The 16,429-nt window shown below is 69.8% G+C and carries 19 protein-coding genes and 1 pseudogene; 8 read left to right on the forward strand and 12 right to left on the reverse strand.

Annotation, left to right across the window (positions count from 1 at the left end):
- Nucleotides 1–72: 72 nt before the first annotated feature.
- From ACTJKJ_RS01615 to ACTJKJ_RS01660, 10 genes and pseudogenes are all read right to left on the reverse strand, one after another.
- Nucleotides 73–1,923 (reverse strand): putative bifunctional diguanylate cyclase/phosphodiesterase, encoded by a 1,851-nt coding sequence (locus ACTJKJ_RS01615; RefSeq protein WP_440819386.1) that lies wholly within the window; start codon nucleotides 1,921–1,923, stop codon nucleotides 73–75.
- Nucleotides 1,920–2,489, reverse strand: coding sequence for a YfiR family protein (locus tag ACTJKJ_RS01620; RefSeq protein WP_183492719.1), 570 nt, complete (start codon nucleotides 2,487–2,489; stop codon nucleotides 1,920–1,922). Before ACTJKJ_RS01620 ends, ACTJKJ_RS01615 begins: the two co-directional genes overlap by 4 nt.
- Nucleotides 2,490–2,505: 16 nt before the next feature.
- Entirely contained in the window at nucleotides 2,506–4,470 is a 1,965-nt protein-coding gene (locus ACTJKJ_RS01625) for a TonB-dependent receptor plug domain-containing protein (RefSeq protein ID WP_440819387.1), read from the reverse strand.
- A gap of 203 nt (nucleotides 4,471–4,673) precedes the next feature.
- Complete coding sequence (locus tag ACTJKJ_RS01630; protein WP_440819388.1) at nucleotides 4,674–5,792, reverse strand: ABC transporter substrate-binding protein; 1,119 nt, start codon at nucleotides 5,790–5,792, stop codon at nucleotides 4,674–4,676.
- Nucleotides 5,793–5,925: 133 nt separating this feature from the next.
- Nucleotides 5,926–6,702 carry an arsenical resistance protein ArsH gene (gene arsH, locus ACTJKJ_RS01635; protein WP_440819389.1) on the reverse strand — a complete coding sequence of 259 codons (777 nt, stop codon included), beginning with the start codon at nucleotides 6,700–6,702 and terminating at the stop codon, nucleotides 5,926–5,928.
- A pseudogene (locus ACTJKJ_RS01640) lies at nucleotides 6,695–7,392 on the reverse strand (aquaporin). The gene arsH and the pseudogene ACTJKJ_RS01640 overlap by 8 nt, the downstream one beginning before the upstream one ends.
- Nucleotides 7,393–7,396: 4 nt before the next feature.
- Nucleotides 7,397–7,900 carry an arsenate reductase ArsC gene (locus ACTJKJ_RS01645; protein WP_440819390.1) on the reverse strand — a complete coding sequence of 168 codons (504 nt, stop codon included), beginning with the start codon at nucleotides 7,898–7,900 and terminating at the stop codon, nucleotides 7,397–7,399.
- Nucleotides 7,901–7,945: 45 nt separating this feature from the next.
- Nucleotides 7,946–8,272, reverse strand: coding sequence for an ArsR/SmtB family transcription factor (locus tag ACTJKJ_RS01650; RefSeq protein ID WP_147239988.1), 327 nt, complete (start codon nucleotides 8,270–8,272; stop codon nucleotides 7,946–7,948).
- An 80-nt stretch (nucleotides 8,273–8,352) separates the two neighbouring features.
- Nucleotides 8,353–8,649 carry an alpha/beta fold hydrolase gene (locus ACTJKJ_RS01655; RefSeq protein WP_440819391.1) on the reverse strand — a complete coding sequence of 99 codons (297 nt, stop codon included), beginning with the start codon at nucleotides 8,647–8,649 and terminating at the stop codon, nucleotides 8,353–8,355.
- Nucleotides 8,650–8,739: 90 nt separating this feature from the next.
- Nucleotides 8,740–9,228, reverse strand: coding sequence for an alpha/beta fold hydrolase (locus ACTJKJ_RS01660; RefSeq protein WP_440819392.1), 489 nt, complete (start codon nucleotides 9,226–9,228; stop codon nucleotides 8,740–8,742).
- Nucleotides 9,229–9,322: 94 nt separating this feature from the next.
- Here ACTJKJ_RS01660 and ACTJKJ_RS01665 point away from each other — a divergent pair, with 94 nt between their 5' ends.
- The 4 genes from ACTJKJ_RS01665 (at nucleotide 9,323) to ACTJKJ_RS01680 (ending at nucleotide 11,741) form a co-directional block, all read left to right on the forward strand.
- The gene (locus ACTJKJ_RS01665; RefSeq protein ID WP_440819393.1) at nucleotides 9,323–9,499 is read left to right on the forward strand and encodes a hypothetical protein; all 177 of its coding nucleotides are present in this window, start codon (nucleotides 9,323–9,325) and stop codon (nucleotides 9,497–9,499) included.
- 68 nt (nucleotides 9,500–9,567) lie between these two features.
- On the forward strand, nucleotides 9,568–10,530 hold the full coding sequence (locus ACTJKJ_RS01670; protein ID WP_440819394.1) for a hypothetical protein: 963 nt from the start codon (nucleotides 9,568–9,570) through the stop codon (nucleotides 10,528–10,530).
- 13 nt (nucleotides 10,531–10,543) lie between these two features.
- Nucleotides 10,544–11,212, forward strand: a complete 669-nt coding sequence (locus ACTJKJ_RS01675) for an SH3 domain-containing protein (protein WP_440819395.1) — start codon at nucleotides 10,544–10,546, stop codon at nucleotides 11,210–11,212.
- A 25-nt stretch (nucleotides 11,213–11,237) separates the two neighbouring features.
- Complete coding sequence (locus tag ACTJKJ_RS01680) at nucleotides 11,238–11,741, forward strand: GNAT family N-acetyltransferase (RefSeq protein ID WP_440819396.1); 504 nt, start codon at nucleotides 11,238–11,240, stop codon at nucleotides 11,739–11,741.
- Nucleotides 11,742–11,772: 31 nt separating this feature from the next.
- Here the strand turns inward: ACTJKJ_RS01680 and ACTJKJ_RS01685 are convergent, their stop codons facing one another.
- Nucleotides 11,773–12,645 (reverse strand): NmrA/HSCARG family protein, encoded by an 873-nt coding sequence (locus ACTJKJ_RS01685; protein ID WP_297383064.1) that lies wholly within the window; start codon nucleotides 12,643–12,645, stop codon nucleotides 11,773–11,775.
- A gap of 113 nt (nucleotides 12,646–12,758) precedes the next feature.
- On the opposite strand from ACTJKJ_RS01685, the gene ACTJKJ_RS01690 reads away from it, so the two are divergent.
- The 4 genes from ACTJKJ_RS01690 (at nucleotide 12,759) to ACTJKJ_RS01705 (ending at nucleotide 15,489) form a co-directional block, all read left to right on the forward strand.
- Nucleotides 12,759–13,637: a LysR family transcriptional regulator gene (locus ACTJKJ_RS01690; RefSeq protein ID WP_297383063.1), complete on the forward strand. Its 879-nt coding sequence runs from the start codon at nucleotides 12,759–12,761 to the stop codon at nucleotides 13,635–13,637.
- 273 nt (nucleotides 13,638–13,910) lie between these two features.
- A complete protein-coding gene (locus ACTJKJ_RS01695; protein WP_440819397.1) occupies nucleotides 13,911–14,522 on the forward strand; it encodes a YdeI/OmpD-associated family protein in 612 nt (203 codons plus the stop codon).
- Between the two features lie 46 nt (nucleotides 14,523–14,568).
- Nucleotides 14,569–15,165: a prolyl hydroxylase family protein gene (locus tag ACTJKJ_RS01700; protein WP_440819398.1), complete on the forward strand. Its 597-nt coding sequence runs from the start codon at nucleotides 14,569–14,571 to the stop codon at nucleotides 15,163–15,165.
- A gap of 93 nt (nucleotides 15,166–15,258) precedes the next feature.
- The gene (locus ACTJKJ_RS01705) at nucleotides 15,259–15,489 is read left to right on the forward strand and encodes a DUF3606 domain-containing protein (RefSeq protein ID WP_297383061.1); all 231 of its coding nucleotides are present in this window, start codon (nucleotides 15,259–15,261) and stop codon (nucleotides 15,487–15,489) included.
- An 80-nt stretch (nucleotides 15,490–15,569) separates the two neighbouring features.
- Here ACTJKJ_RS01705 and ACTJKJ_RS01710 read toward each other — a convergent pair whose 3' ends face one another.
- Nucleotides 15,570–16,328 (reverse strand): hypothetical protein, encoded by a 759-nt coding sequence (locus tag ACTJKJ_RS01710; protein WP_297383060.1) that lies wholly within the window; start codon nucleotides 16,326–16,328, stop codon nucleotides 15,570–15,572.
- Nucleotides 16,329–16,429 lie beyond the last annotated feature (101 nt).

Here is a 16,429-nt window from a genome sequence, read left to right on the forward strand (position 1 = left end):
CCGACAGAAGATGTGCGTACTTGTCACAACTCCGGATTTTCCAGATTGACCGTGGACAAATTCACGACGGTTTCAATCCGCCGCGGGTTCCGCGGGCGACACCGGCCGCACCAGGCTCCCGGCGAGCAAGGCCTCGACCTGCGCCGGCGGGACCGGCTTGCAGAAACCGAAGCCCTGCATCAGGTCGCAGCCCATGGCGATCAGCGCCGCCTCGTCGGCGTCGAGCTCGACCCCTTCCGCGACCACCGACATGCGCATCGCATGGGCCACCCGCACCATCGACTCCACCAGCATGCGCGAGTCGTCGTTGGCCGCCAGCCCGTGCACGAAGAGCCGGTCGATCTTGATCTTGCGACAGCGCAGCCGGCGCAGGTAGGCCAGCGAGCTGTAGCCGGTGCCGAAGTCGTCGATCGCCAGGCCGTAGCCCAGTCCCTGCAGGGTGAAGACGAAGGAATCGGGCTTGTCGATGTCCTCGAAGTTGAGGCTCTCGGTGAGCTCGAACTCCACCTCGCCCGGGCCGAGCTGCAGCGCCTTGAGCTGCTGCAGGAAGCGGTCGCGGTGCTGCGGCTTGCGGCACTGCTCCCAGGACAGGTTGATGGCCACCGGCGGGCAGCCCAGGCCCTTGGCCTTCCAGCCGTCGAGGTCGCGGCGCAGCTGGCCGAGCATCGCCAGGCCCAGCTCCACGATCAGGCCGGAGGATTCCGCCACCGGGATGAAGTCCGCCGGCGAGACCCAGCCGCGCTCCGGATGGCGCCAGCGCGCCAGCGCCTCGAAGCCGCGGATGCGGCGCGTGGTGTCGTACTGCGGCTGGTAGGCGAGCTGGAACTCGCCCTGCATCAGGCCCTCGCGCAGGTCGTTCTCGAGCGCGAGGCGCGACTGCAGCGCTTCGCCCAGCTGCGGCGTGAACAGCTGGAAGGTGTCCTTGCCCATCTGCTTGGCCTGGCGCATCGCCGCGTCGGCGCAGCGCATCGCATCGCTGGCGTCGTCGGCCTGGTCGGGCAGCAGCACGGCGCCGGTGCTGGCATGCAGGTGCAGCCAGTGGCCGTCGAAGAACAGCGGCTGGGCCAGGCCCGCCTGCAGACGCTGCGCGTAGGCCTGCAACGCGGCCGCGTCGGGCCGCGGGGAGAGCAGCACCGCGAATTCGTCGGCCGACAGCCGCGCGGCCGCATCGCCGGGCCGGCAGAGCTGGCGCAGGCGCTGGCCGGTCGCCTGCAGCGCCGCGTCGCCGGCGGCGTGGCCGAACTGGTCGTTGATCTGGGTGAAGTTGTCCAGGTCCAGCAGCAGCAGCGCCGCGCCGCCGTCCTGGCGCAGCGCCTTCTCCAGCAGCCGGCGAAGGTGCTCTCGGTTGGGCAGGTCGGTGAGCGCGTCGAAGCGGGCGAGGTAGCGGGTGCGGCGTTCCGCCTCCTGCATCTGCGCGCGCAGCCGCTTGGACAGCAGCCAGGCCAGGCCGGCGGTCGCCGCCAGCGTGCCCAGCGTCGCGCCGATGAACTGCGCCAGGTCCCACCACATCGGCAGCCGGCTGGCCTCGACGGACAGCGTGCCCACCGCCTGGCCGTCGGCCATCACCGGCACCTCCAGCGCCACCTGTCCGGCCCAGGCCTCCAGGCGCGAGCGCTGCGCGGCCGGCCGGGTGTAGACCGCGGAGGGCTGGCCGTCGCGCTTGAGCAGCCGCGCCCGCAGCGTGGCGGGATTCTGGCGCAGCGCCTGCAGGATCTCGCCGGCCTCGTCGCGGCTGTCGAAGACCAGCGCGGCGGAGGCCGTCTGCGCCACGATGCCGGCCTGGGTGCGCAGGTCCTCGAGCTGGCGCTGCTGCAGCCGCCAGTACTGCATCACGCTGAGCAGCAGGGCGAAGGTGAGCAGCGCGGCCAGCGACACGGCCAGCTCGCGCCAGCGTTCCAGCGCGTCGAGGATCTTGGCGTTCATGGCGAAGTGGCGGGGTGACGCACGTAGCGCGCCAGGCGCAGCAGCTTCGCGCTGATGGCCAGGCCGGCGCGCCGGACGGCGTCGAGGTCGACGTCGAAGACGATACGCCCGTCCTCGATCTGGAGGTTGAGCATGGCGCCCTGGTCCAGCATGCCGGCCTGGTCGGACAGCACCAGCACGGGCTGGCGGTCGAGCAGGGCGCGCCAGGCGGGTTTGGGCTCGGACAGGTAGAGCAGGTGGCAGCCGGCGAGCTGGTCCGGGCGGGCGAGGCGGCGCACCTCGATCGCCAGGTGCCGGATCGAGCGCCCGGTCAGCCCCTGCAGGGCCGTCTCGAGGCCGCTGTCGCCAGCGGTGCACAGCTGCAGCGCGCGGCCGTGTTCCCGCTCCGCGGGCCAGTTGACGAACATCAGCGCGCGGTAGACCACCTCGGCCTTCAGGCCGTCCGGTCCGGCGGCCTGCGCCGCGACCGGGCGCAGCGGTGCCGCCCCTGCGAGCGCGAGCAGCAGCAGCGCCGCCATGCGCCAGGGGCGCAGGTCGGTCGGTCGTCGAAGCAGGCGAGCGCGCATCGGCATCGTCGGCGGCTCAGAAGGCGGTGCGCCACGCCAGGCGCCAGGCGCGGCGCGATTGCGGGATCGCGCTCAGCGCGGCGTCGGGGGATGAGGGGTCGAGGTTGTCGCGGTCCAGCAGGTTGTCCACCTGCAACGCCAGGCTCTGGCGCGCGTCGATGCGGTAGCTCAGCTGGGCGTTGACGAAACAGGCCGGCGGCACCTTCACGCGTCCCAGCCGCGTGCCCAGCGCGGTCCACTCGACGCCGAGCTGCCAGGCTCGCCATTGCGGCGTGATCGCATGGCCCTTGACCATCCAGGTGGGCGCGTTGCTCAGGCGCCGGCCCTGCTCGTCGCGGGCGTCCATCCAGGAGGCGCTGGCGCGCCACAGCCAGCCGCCCTCGACGCGCTGCTCCACGCCCAGGTCCAGGCCGCGCAGCCGCACGCGGCCGCGGTTGACGTACTGCACCACGGCGTCGGGATCGTCGCTGAGCGGCACCTGTTCGATCAGGCGGTTCAGGCGGGTGTCGTAGAGGTTGGCGCTGAGCGCCTGGCCGGAGGCGAGCAGGTATTCCCAGGCGAGTTCGGCGGAGCCGAGCCGCTCGGGCTTGAGCCCCGGATTGGCCAGCTGCGTCTGGCCGCCGTCGTCGTAATAGCGCTCGTAGAGGTTGGGCGAGCGGAACGAGCGCGCCCACATCAGCTTCAGGGTCTGGCGCTCGTCCGGCCGGAAGACCAGCACGGTGCGCGGCGACAGCGCCGGTGAGAAGCCGCGGGCGTGGTCCAGCCGCAGGCCGGTCGTCAGCTGCCAGTGCTGCGACAAACGCCACTGGTCCTGCACGGACAGCGCGGCGGAATCCTGCGAGACGTCGCTGTCGAGCCGCGACTCGTAGGGCGCCACTTGGTAGTTGCGCTGGATGCCGTAGGGCGAGGTACGGATTTCCGCGCCGGCCATCAGCTCATGGTTGAGCAGGCCGCGCCAGAGCACGCGCGCGTCGAGCGTGATCCACTGGGCATAGGCCTCGTCGCGGTCGACGACGTCCGGCGACTGGCCGAAGACGTAGCGGCCGCGGAAGTCGTACTGCGACAGCCCCAGGCGCAGGCTGCGCCGCAGGTCGTCCTGCCAGCCCTCGTCGTAGGCGGCCTCGACCATCAGCTGGCGGTCGGTGTAGCGGGTGCCGGACACGCCGGGCAGGGTGCCGTAGGGGGCGGTCGGCGCGTCCTTGTCGCGCTGCACCGCGGCCATCGACAGCTTCCAACGGCCGAGCCGGTACTTGGCCAGCACCGCGGCCTGGCGCTCGCCGTCCAGGCCGCGGATCCAGCCGTCGGCGGTGCCGAGCTCCGGGAGGAAGAGCGTCTCGCCGGCGGTGCGCTGCAGGTTCAGTCCGATGAAGAGGTCGCCGCCCGCGGCGTCGGTGGCGCCGTAATGCATTTCGACCCGGCGCTGCCCGCGCGAGCCGGCGCTGCCGAGCACCGACAGGCCCGGCGCGTCGGCGCCGTCCAGCGTGACGACGTTCACGACGCCCAGCAGCGCGTTGCTGCCGTAGATCGAGGACCCCGGGCCCTGGACCAGTTCCACCCGCTTGGCCCATTCCGCGACGACGGGGAATTCCAGCTGCGGCAGGCCCTGGTCGTAGATGGCGTCGTTGACGCGCTGGCCGTCGATGGCCATGAGCACGCGGGAGTTGTAGTCGCCGGGCCGGTTGAACCCGCGCACGCCGAGGTTGCTGTAGCTGCGCGTGTTGCCGAGGTAGACGCCGGGCAGGCGGCCGAGCATGTCGCCGATGGTCTGGTGGCCCAGCGCGGCGGACTCCTGGCGGGTGATCACGCTGACTGCGGCGGGCGCGTCCATCAGGCTCTGGGCGTAACGCGACGGGCCTTGCACCTCGCGCCGGAGCAGCGCCTCGAGCTGGTCCTCGTCTTCCGCGCCCGGCGCCGCGTGGGCGCCCGCGTGCGTGAGCAGGCCCAGCAGGCCGCATGCGGCCGATGCGATCAGGTACTTCACGAGGCAACGCCGTGCGGCGGCAACGGCGGTGGTGGTGGTGGGGAGGTCGCGAAGCTTAGCGACGGAGGGCGCAAAGCGCGCTGTCAGACTTCACGGAAGCGACATGAACGGCGGGGACGGTTGCACTGTTCGGAAGCCGGACCCGAGGTCCGGCGCCGCCGCTCGCCGCGAAGGCCCACGGCGTGGCGCGGGCTCCGCGGTGCTCAACGCACCAGCCGGCCGCCGACGCCGAGCACGGCGAAGTCCACGTAGCGCGACGGCGCCTGGCCCTTGCCGAAGGTCAGGCGGTGGCCGCCGACGTCGGTCTCGAAGCCGCGTTCCAGAGTCTCGGTCAGGCCCGCCGCGCCGGGGGTGCTGCGCTCCAGGGCGCGCACCAGCGCCTTGGCGGCGATGAAGCCCTCCAGCGAGCGCGAGGACAGTTCCGGATCCTTGGCGTTCTGGCTCAGGCGCAGGTAGTCGCGCACCACCTCGCGGTCCAGGCGGTCGTCGGTCGGCAGCACCAGCGAGAAGGCGAAGCCGCGCGCGCGCTCGGGTCCGAGCTTCTTGAGCAGCGCCTGCACGTCGATGATGGACATGCCGTACAGCCCGGCGCGTCCGCCGGCGGCCTGGTAGCGGCTGGTGAACTCGATCGCGGCGGCGGTCGTGGCGGCGAGGAAGATCACGTCCGGCGTCTGCTTGACCATCTCGTCCACCGCCTTGCCGACCTCGGTGGTGTTGCGCGCGTAACCCGACTGGGCGACCAGCGTGAGGCCGTGGGTCTTGGCCGAGGCCTGCGCGCCGGCCAGCGCGTCGCGCCCGAGGCCGTCGTCCTGGTAGACGACCGCGACGCGGGTGCGGCCCATCTCGCCGAGCTGGCGGAACAGGCGTTCGACTTCCTCGCGGTAGCTCGCTTTGACCGGATACATGCCGCGCGCCGTGAGGATGCTGGTCGCGCCGGAGATCGCGCCGACCATGGAGACGTGGGTCTTCTCGAGCACGCCGTCCTGCTTGAGGGCCTCCAGGTTGGAGGTGCCGACGGTGCCGATCAGCGCCGTCGGGGCGTCCTGGGCGATCATTTCCTTGACCAGCCGCACCGTCTCCTCGGGCTTCTGCGCGTCGTCGCGGGTGACGAACTTGATGCGCTGGCCGCGGACGCCGCCGCGGGCGTTGACCTCGTCGATCCAGAGCTTGGCGCCGGCGCGGATGGCCTTGCCGGTGACGGCCTGCGGCCCGCTGAACGGGGCGACCTGGCCCACGACGATGTCGGCATGGACCGCCGGCGCGGCGGCCAGGCAGAGGAGGGCCAGCAGGCGGCGGGCGGCGCGGGGGAGGGCGAGGGTCATGGTCGTGGCGGCGGACATGCGGGACCCCGCATTGTCCTCAATGCGGCCGCGGCAGTCATCACGGCCGGGCGAGGGGAGGACGGGCGGGGCTCAAGGCCAGGTCGCGGCCCGGTCGCAGCTGGCCGTCGCCCGGTCAAGCGCAGCCGCAGCGGCCAGCTCCCGCTCCCGGTGAGCAGCCGGTCGCCGCCGCGAGATCGACGCGCTTGGCCAGGGCCGCGGCGCTCTCCTTGCGCTCGCTGTAGCGGTCCAGCAGGTAGGGGCCCAGGTCGCGGGTCAGGAGCGTGAACTTGAAGAGCTCCTCCATCACGTCGACCACCCGGTCGTAGAACGCGGAGGGCTTCATGCGGCCCGCCTCGGTGAACTCGGCGAAGGCCTTGGCGACCGACGACTGGTTCGGGATGGTGAGCATGCGCATCCAGCGGCCCAGCACCCGCATCTGGTTCACCGCGTTGAAGGACTGCGATCCGCCCGACACCTGCATCACCGCCAGCGTCTTGCCCTGCGTCGGACGCACCGAGCCCGTCGACAACGGGATCCAGTCGATCTGCGACTTCATGATCCCGGTCATCGCCCCGTGGCGTTCCGGCGAGCACCAGACCATGCCCTCGGACCAGGCGGCGAGCGCGCGCAGCTCCTGCACCTTCGGATGCGATTCGGGGGCGTCGTCCGGCAGCGGCAGGCCGGTCGGATTGAAGATCCGCACCTCCGCGCCCATCGCCTCGAGCAGGCGGGCGGCCTCGAAGGTCAGCAGCCGGCTGTAGGAACGCTCGCGCAGCGAGCCGTACAGCATCAGGATGCGCGGCCGATGCCGCGACGGCGCGGGCACGGCCAGGCGATCCTGGCTGGGCACGTCGAACAGCGCGCCATCCAGCGCGGGGAAGTCGGCATCGGGGAAGAGGGTGTCAGACATGGGGCGCGGGTGTCGAGGTGGGGGACGGGGTGTCGCGGAGCTCGCCGGGAGGCGGGGACAGGCAGCGGTTCACGGCCACGGCGAGGGCCGCGCCGATCAGCTCGGCGACGATGAAGCCGGGCGCGCTGGCCGGCGCGATGCCGGCGAAGCTGTCGCTGAACATGCGGCCGACCACGGCGGCCGGGTTGGCGAAGGAGGTCGAGGCGGTGAACAGTAGGCCGCGCCGATGTAGGCCGCCACCAGGGCCGGCACGCGCGACGCCGGCGCGCGCAGGATCACCAGCAGCAGGCCGAAGGTGGCGACGCCCTCGGCGATCCATTGGCCGGTGCCGGCGCGCGGCTTGGAGGAGAACTGCAGCAAGGTCATGTCGAACATCGCGTGCGACAGCCAGGCGCCGAACACCGCACCCGCCAGCTGGGCGGCGACGTAGGGCAGCAGCGCGGATCCAGGCAGCGCGCCACGCCAGGCCATGACCAGGCTGACGGCCGGGTTGAAGTGAGCGCCGCTGATGGGGCCGAAGACTTCGATCAGCACGACCAGGCCGCCGACCGTGGCCAGGGTGTTGGCCAGCAGCGCGATGGCGGCGTTGCCGCCGGCGAGCCGCTCGGCCATGACGCCGGAGCCGATCACGATGGCCAGCAGCAAGGCCGTGCCCAGGCCCTCCGCGAGCAGTTGGCGACGCAGGTCCATCGCGTCAGCTCCGCGAGATGGCGGCCAGCGCCTGCTGCAGTTCGGCCCGACCCATCGTCGCCAGCGGCAGTTGCAGCAGCTGCAGCATGCGGTAGCCGATGGCCTGCCGTGTCAGCTCGAACGCGCGGCGCTTGCCTGGCTCGCCCCCCTCGGCATCGGACGGATCCGGGTATCCCCAGTGCACCTTGACCGGTTGACCGGTGCCGCCGAAGAAGACCGGGCACTGCTCGGCCGCGGCGCTGTCGCACACGGTGATGACGATGGACAGCGGCGGCGCGTCCGTTGAGGTGAACTCGTCCCAGCTCTTGCTGCGGCAGCCCGCGGTGTCGATGCCGGCGGCTTGCAGCACATCGAGGGCGAGTGGGTTGACGCGGCCACTGGGCGCGCTGCCGGCGCTGAAGGCCCGGACGTCCTTGCCGAGTTGTTTCGCCCAGTGATTGAGCATGCCCTCGCCGAGCACGCTGCGTGCGGAGTTATGGGTGCAGAGGATCAGCACGTGGACAGTCATGGTTCAGCGGCTTCCGGGAGGTGAGGGCAGCAATGGCGCGGGCATTCAGCAGCCGCAGCCGGGCGTGGTCGACGGCAGGGCGCAGGACGCGCCCTGGCAGCAGTTCTCGGTGAGGTAGCCCAGCAGCTCGTTCATGCGGGCGTAGGCGGCGCGGTAGATGAGGTTGCGGCTGGAGCGCTCCTGCGTCACCAGCCCCGACCCCACCAGCTCCTTGAGGTGGAACGACAGCGTCGCGGCCGGCACGCCCAGCCCCTCCTGGATCGCACCGGGCGTCAGGCCGCTGTCGCCGACAACGACCAGCGCACGATAGATCTGCAAGCGCAGCGGTTGGGCCAGGGCGCCCAGCGCGCGGACGACGTCGTCTTGTTCCATCTTTCGAGAATAGTAGAAATTAAGGCGACGAGCAATGCTCCCGATCCCTCGGGGTGGGGGATCACGGGCAAGCGCCGTGGCTAGGCACCGCCCGGATCGACCCGCCCGAGGAAGTCGCGCAGCAGCGGCACGACCTCGTCGAGATGGGTTTCCAGCAGCCAGTGGCCGCCGTCGAGCAGATGCAGCTCGGCGTCCGGCAGGTCGCGCAGGTAGGCCTTCGCGGACTGCTCTGGCATGTAATGGTCGTGCGGGCCCCAGATGATCAGCGTGGGCGGACGGTGCTCGCGCAGGTACTGGCGGTGCTTCGGGAACCAGGCGCGGTTGTCCTTGAGGTCCGCGATCAGGTCGATGGCGATCTCGCGGCGCTTGGGCGTCATCAGCGACCAGTGCAGCTGCCACAGGTCCGGGGGAATGCGCTCGGCCAGCGGTGCGTCGACCGCGTTCAGGAATTCCTCCTTGAAGACCGGCTACTGGATCGCTTCCGCCAGCTTGGCGCGCATCTCGTCGGCGGGGAGCGTCCAGGTCGATTCGATCTCCGCGTACTTCGGGCCGAGCGCATCTTCGTAAGGGATGTCGCCGTTCTGGATGACCAGCGCGACGACGCGCCCCGGCGCGCGGATCGCCAGCCGGGTGCCGATCGGCGAGCCGAAGTCGTGGAGGTAGAGCACGTAGCGCTCGAGCCGCAGCGTCCGCGCGAATTCGTCGAGGAATGCGGCGTAGCCGTCGAAGCTGTAGTCGAAGGACTCCGGCGTGGCGCTGTAGCCGGCTCCCGGGTAATCGGGCGCGATGAGCCGCCAGCGATCCGCCAGCCGCGGCATGAGGTTGCGGAACTCGTAGGACGAGCAGGGGTAGCCATGCGGCAGCAGCAGGACCGGCGCTTGCGCCGGTCCGGCCTCGCGATAGAAGGTGTCCACGTCGCCAACCTGGATGCGACGGTGTCGCACGCGTGTGTCCATGGGGAACTCCTGTCTTGCTGCTGGACCCGGCACCGTAACGGGTCGTCCCCGACGGCACCACCGAAATCCCTGGACGAAGTGCTGGATCTCCCCGATGACGCAGCTGCGCGCCACCACCGGTTCGCTCGATACCGAACCCGTCACCGGCCTGCCGCCGACCGGGTCGATGTCGCAACTGGCCGGACGCGGGCAGCGCATCTTCCCTGACCTCGCTCGCCGACACCGGCGCTTTCCGAGCCTTCGCGCGACATCGCACATGACCTTTGTCTAATGCGTCGGTGCGGCCGCATTCGCAGAATTCCCGCCACTGGTCATCCGGACCGTTTCGGTACTGCCGCCATGAGCCTCGCCCAGACCCTCATCGACCCCGACCTGGACCAACTGGCCGCCACCTTCGCCGCCAGTGCCGCCCAGGACGCTTCCGCCGCCTTGCGAGTCTGGGAGGACGGCCTCGCGCAGCTGGACGCCCCGATGCGCCAGGCCGCTCACCGCCTCGCCGAGGCTCGTCTGGCCTGGCCCGCGCGCCTCGCGCTCAATGCAACCCCGGAAGGCTCTGTCGTGCTGCGCCAGTGGGCCGCTGATCGCCAACAGCGGCCGGCGCTGCCCCGGCTGCCCTTCCTGTCTCAACGCGCGGCCTACCAGTACTGCGCCAGCCTCGTGCAGCAACGCGGCTCCCGCCACGCCGCCAATGCGCTGCGCCAGGGGCGACTGCTCGTTCTCGGCCTGCGCCGCGACACCAGCACGCTGGCCAACAAGGGCCGCGGCAGTTATGACGATCACATCGTCGTGCTCAATGGCTGGCAACGGCGTGGCAGCGTCGCCTTCTTCCCTGGCAATACCGAACCCTCGGCCCAATACGCGCATCGCGCCCAGCTCAAGGCCGGCAAGCCGATCGACGATCGCTACAAGGGCGTCGCGTTCAAGAAGGCCTCCCTGGTGGCAGGCGAAGACGTCAATGCCGACGGTCTCAAGGATGCGGGGCGGCTGCGTGCCGGCACCTACTTCTTCAAGGAGAAGCCCGACGGCTTCCTGGACGCCCGCGCCTTCAGATCGACGGAAAACCAGACCGTGGAGCGCGACACCGACGGCGACGGCCGCTTCCTGCTCAACGACGCGGCCCGCATCGATTCGAAGCTCGTGGGTCGGACGATGTACATCCATTGGGGCGGCGCTGACAATGTCCCCGTCGTGAATACCTGGTCCGCCGGTTGCCAGACGATTCCCCGGAACCATTACGGCAGCTTCCTTTCGGCCGTCGGCCGCAACCCTTCCTTCTTCTACGTGCTGATCGATGGCCAATGACCGGACCCTGTCCTTGCTGCCGAGCCGAACGCTGATCCTGGCGATCGGCCTCGGGATCGGTGGAGCGGCCCTGGCTTCCGGCGGCCCGCCGGAACCGGCCAGTTGCGACTTCGCCGCCTTCGTCGAGGAGACCGATCCCGCCGGGCTCAACGTGCGCGCGGAGCCGTCGAGCGCCGCGCCGGTGCTGGGCAAGTTGCCGCCCGTCTGGACCGATGGCTCCGGCATGCGCGCGCGCGTGCTGGTGAAGGTCACCGCAAGCTCGAACGGCTGGTTCCGCATCCGCGAGGCCTTCGACGATGAAGCCTTGACGGGCCAGCCGGCGCGGCCGGTCTACGAAGGCGAGGGCTGGGTCAGCGGACGCAAGCTCATCGTGAAGTCGCAGGCCAACGCCGGCCGCACCCGCCCCGATCCCAAGGCGCCCGTCGCCGTCCGGCTCAAGGACGGCCTGGTCTTCGACGGCAGCAGCACGATGACGGCGGGTCGCCTCGTCGATTGCCGCGGCCGCTGGGTGCAGGTGGATTACGACGAATCCCGCTTCTCCGCCGAGATGCGGCCCTACCTGCAGGTTTCGCCCGCCGCCCGTGCCGGCCAACCCAAGGGCCGCTTCCGTGCCTGGCTGGATCAGATCTGCGGCATCCAGGAGACGACCTGCGACGGGTCGTCGTCGCTCGACGCGAAGTAGCGCACGGCGCGGGCTCCCACCCATCATGAATCCCATCCTCACGCTCATCCGCGTGACGCCCGCTGACGCCGCGCTCCTCGACAGGCTCTGGCAGTTCTACGAACTCGAGTCGTCGTTCTGGTCCGGCGAGGACATCGACGAGACGGGTCGATTCACCTCGCTGGACGACTTCCTCGAGCGCCTGGGCACGCCCGACCCGTTCGACTGGGCCTACCTGATCCGCCATGAAGGCCAGCTCGCCGGCCTGCTGCTGGTCGGCCACCAGAACCTGCGCGGCCAGTCGATCATGGAATTCTGCGATCTGTACGTGCTGCCCAGGTTCCGCGGTCGCGGCATCGCCTCGGAGGTGGTGCGCCAGGTGGTGCTGGCCTCGGACCACCCGTGGCTGATCTGCGTGTTCCGGGCGGACGAGCAGGCGCTGCGCTTCTGGCGTCGCGCGTTCGAACGCCTGCCGTTCGCATCGGTCCACGAGGAGTCGCCGTCGGAGGATCCCGACCTGCACGAGTTCATCGTCATGCCGCCCGCGTGACGGTGCGCGCGCGGCGGCACGGCCTGCCTCGTCAGGCCTTCTTCAACTGCTCGGCGACGAAGGCCTGGTATGTGCGCATCGGTCGGCCGAGGATCGCTTCCAGCTGCTGCACGGCGCCGTCGGCCGGGATCTGGCCGACCTGCTGGATGCGCTCCATCATGAGCCGCAGGTCATAGGCCATCCAGGGCGGGACATGGTTCTGGACCAGCTGTGCCTCGAAGGCGGCGACGTCATCGCCGCCGTAGTGGATCTGGCGGCCCAGCGCCTGGCTCCAGACGGCTGTCGCTGATTCCCCGGTGAACAGTTCGCGGCCGGCGACGTCGAGGGTGACCGCGGGCAGCGGTCCTTCCGCGCGGTCGCGACGCAGCAGTTCCGCCACGGCGATGTCGGCGATGTCGCGCGCGTCGACCATCGCGACGCCGGTGGCGCCGATGGGCATCGGGAACACGCCGTAGCCCTCGATGACAGGCTGGATGCCGATGTCGTTCTGCATGAAGTACGCGGGACGCAGGACCGTCGCGGGCAGGTTGAGCCGGTCGATCATCCGCTCCACCGTGTGCTTGCTGGTGAAGTGCGGCACCTCCGGATATTTGTCGGCGTTGATGACCGACAGATAGACGATGCGCTGGATGCCGGCCTCGCGTGCCACGTTCAGCGCCTGCAGCGACTGGGTGAGCTCGTCGGCCACCAGTGCGTTGAGCAGGAACAGGGTGCGCGCGCCGGTCATCGCCGCCCGCAGGGAGGCGACGTCGGTGAGGTCGCCGACGACGGCCTGGACGCCTTCAGGCAGCGACGCCTTGCCGGGTTGACGGACCAGGGCGCGGACCTGGGCGCCTTGCTCGGCCAGACCGCGAACGACGAGGGAACCGATGGTTCCGGTGGAACCGATGACGAGGATGCTCATTTGAAACTCCGTTTGAAGAAGGGGTGTGTCGGGGTGACGGACGAAAGATAGGTCGTTGCAGGCGATGAACACAGCCGCCAGAATCGAGACATCCCGTCTCGGATCCGGAACACATGGACCTCAATGCCCTGGTGGACTTCAACCTGGTGGCCACCCACGGCGGCTTCGGGCGCGCCAGTCGCGCCAGCCGCCGCTCGAAGGCCACGCTGTCGCGCCGCGTGGCGGATCTGGAAGAGCAGCTCGGCGTGCGGCTGATCGAGCGCAGCGCCAAGGGACTGGAGCTGACCGACGCTGGCCGGCAGTTGCTCAGCCGGACCGCGGGTCCGATGGGGGAGGTGCTGGACGCGATCACCGCGACCCGCGAGGGCGACGGCCAGGTGGCCGGCCGGCTGCGCGTGGCCGCCCCGGTGCTCTTCTCGCAGCTCGCGATGGGGCGTCACTGCGCCGAGTTCCGCCAGCGCTACCCGGGCGTCACGGTCGAGGTGGTGGCGGAGGATCGGGTGGTGGACCTGGTCGAAGAGCAGTTCGACGTGGCGATCCGTCCGAACCCCCGGCCGGACACGACGCTCGTGGGCAGGAGCTTCGCCAAGGACCGGCTCGTCGTGGTGGCGGCGCCGTCGATCGCGAAGCCGCGGCGAAGCAGAACGCCGGTGCGGGTGCCTGCCGTGGTCAATGCCTTTCGCGACGGCGAGACCTGGCCCCTGGACGGCACCGGCCTGACGCTGGAGCCGGTGCCGGTGTTGCGCCTGTCATCCATGCTGATGCTGCGCGACGCCGCGATCGCCGGGGCCGGCGTCGCGCAGGTGCCGCAGTCGATCGTGTGGGACCAGCTCGCGAAGGGCGCGCTGGTGCAATGGGGCGCGACGGGCGGCAAGGAGGTGGATCTGTGGGTGCTCCACACCTCGCGACGACTGGCCAGCCCGAAGGTCAAGGCCTTCGTGGACTTCATGTCATCGCGCTATCCCGATGGCCAGTTGGTGCTGGCCGGTTAGACGGCGCGGGACAAGGGCTTCGCCGACAAGCGAGAATTCGCCGGCCGCATCGACGGCACCCGAGCGCCAACCTGTCGCGATCCTCGCGAATGACGGCGCCCAGTCAAAGTCCGGAAGTATTCAGAATGATGGAATGGATCCCGATCGTCCTGGTGACGTTCAAGCTGCTCGTGTTCGGCACCGGCATGTTCTTCGCCATCAAATGGCATTACGACAAAGAGAAGAAGAACCGGAAGAAGTGACGAGAGCGGCGCCCTAGCACCCTGTCGCGCGATGCCCACCAATCCCTCCGCTCCAGCGCCGGTCCTCTTCAAGACGGCCAAGGCCTTCGAGACCTGGCTGAAGAAGCACCACGCCAGCTCCGACGGCCTCTGGCTGATGATCGCCAAGCGCGGCGCCGACGAACCCAGCGTCACCTATGCCGAGGCGGTGGAGATCGCCCTGTGCTGGGGCTGGATCGACGGGCAGAAGCGCGGACTCGACGATCAGCACTTCCTCCAGCGCTTCACGCCCCGGCGAGACCGCAGCGTCTGGTCCAAGGTCAATGTCGACAAGGTCGCCAAGCTCATCGAGGCCGGCCGCATGCAGGCGCCCGGACTTGCCCAGGTCGAGGCGGCCAAGGCCAACGGCCGCTGGGCACAGGCCTACGACAGCCCGCGCGTGGCGACGGAGCCCGAGGACCTGCTGGCCGCGTTGAACGCCGAGCCGAAAGCCAAGGCGTTCTACGCGACGATCAATGCCGCGAATCGTTATGCCGTGCTGTGGCGCATCCAGACCGCCGTGAAGCCCGAGACCCGTGCCAAGCGCATCGCTCAGCTGGTCGACATGCTGGCGCGGGGCGAGACGGTTCATATCTTCAAGCCCAAGGTCAAGCCGAAGGAATGATGGAACAACCGATCGCGTTGATTCCCGGAAGAAGGTTCCCTCAGACATGAAGATCCATTCCCACAGCGATCGTGCATTCAGCGTAAAGGACTTTCTCTCCAGATCGGAGTGCTCGGAACTCGTTGCGCTCGCGGAAGCGAACAGCTTCGTTCCAGCAGCTGTTCGTACCGATCACGGCGAGCGATTCATGCAATCGGTCCGCAACAACGACAAGACGCTTGTCGAGCATCCGCAATGGGTGGGGCGATTGTGGAGAAGCCTCGACGCGTTGCCTTTGCCGGATATTGGCGGAGAACGCGCCGTCGGATTGCCGAGGGCCTTGCGCTTCTACAGATATTCGCCGGGGCAGCGTTTCAAGATGCACAAGGACGGGCCGTGGCGGGAGGATGGGCTGGTGAGCAAGTTGACCCTGCTCGTCTATCTCAACGACAACTTCGCGGGTGGCGCTACGGATTTCAGGGATTTTGTCGTGAGCCCCGAAGCTGGGATGGCGCTGCTGTTTGTTCACGACACATGGCACGAGGGGCAAGCGGTCATTGAAGGGCACAAATACGTGCTGCGGTCCGATGTCTTGTATGCCGGAGCGGACCTTTCTCCCTCACCCTTCCGTCCAATGAATGCCTCCAGCGAGGGGCAGCCCTGACGATCTGCCGCTGAACGACACCCGCACCACCGCGGGAACGCAGCATGCCGCTCAGCCTGCGAGCGGGCCTGCGTCGTGGCCCGGGAGCAGGCCATGTCCGAAGAAGCAAGTTTCGCCGCGCCCTCCGGTGAGCTCGGGCCACTCGTCGATGTCGGCGACCCTGGGCAGGTGGACGCGTGGGCCAGGAAGCTCGATGTGTCGCCGCAGCAGATCCGGGAGGCCGTCGCCGCCGTCGGGACCTCGGCCGCCAACGTCGAGGAGTACCTCAAGGGCACTCGCGCGACCACGAATGCGGACAGGACGTCCAGCGCCGGCACGAACTGACGGCGCGCGAGCGACGGCCGGCGGCCGCCGCGGTCGCGCCGAAGGCGAGCGCTGAACTCGGGGGCTGCCGCATCGCGTAGTCAGCGCCGCGGCGTGGGATCCTGCGCGCTCCGTGGCGAATTGCATCCCACCGTCGAGAGCTGGTGTCGCTGCAGGGCTGCGTGCCACGCCGGGCTGCAGGCGACCGCTTCCGTCGCGGCGAGCAGCCGGTCCGTCACCCGCGCATCGGGCACCCGGATGACCACGCGCCGCACGATGACCTGCGGTTCCGGGAACGACCGCCACTTGAAGGGCTGAAGACATCCCGCGAGCTCGCCGCTGCCGGCCAGCTCGGAGCGGCTCATCACCACGAAGTCCACCCGTCCCAGGCAGAGCTTCTTGAGGTTGGACACGTGGTCGGGCGCATCCTCCCGCTTGATCTTCCGTGCCTCGACATACGGCCCGAGCACGCGATAGATGTGCCCGGCAATCGCGCCGAAGCGCATGCCGACGAGGTCCTCCGGCGAGGACATCGGCAGCGGGCGCAGGCTCACCAGCACGTTCTCGTCCACCAGCAGCGGCACCGACCATTTGCCGGCCCTGGCTTCCTCCGACAGGAACTCGGGCGCGAGGAACACGGCGAGGCCCTGAAACCGCGGGCCTTCGAGCCTCAACTCCAGGCGCTTGCGCGGCACGGTCTCCAGCGTCAATGGCACCGGCAGCTTGGACGCGTCTCGCAGCAGCCGGACGAAGGTCGGCGCCAGGCCGCTCTCGGCGGCCTCGCCCGCCTGGACGAAGGGCGGCTGGGAGTAGCTGTTCAGGACGACGTAGCCCGTGCCCGGCTCCTGGGCGATCGCCATCGCCGGCATCAACAGCGCGGCGAGGAGCAGCCCAACGGTGGAATGGGCTCCCCAGCCGCTCGGCGCTCGCGGCGTCGTCCGGGGCCTTGGCGAGGCGATCC

The organism is Roseateles sp. 22389, from assembly GCF_052044995.1.
Classification (GTDB): Bacteria; Pseudomonadota; Gammaproteobacteria; order Burkholderiales; family Burkholderiaceae_C; genus Roseateles.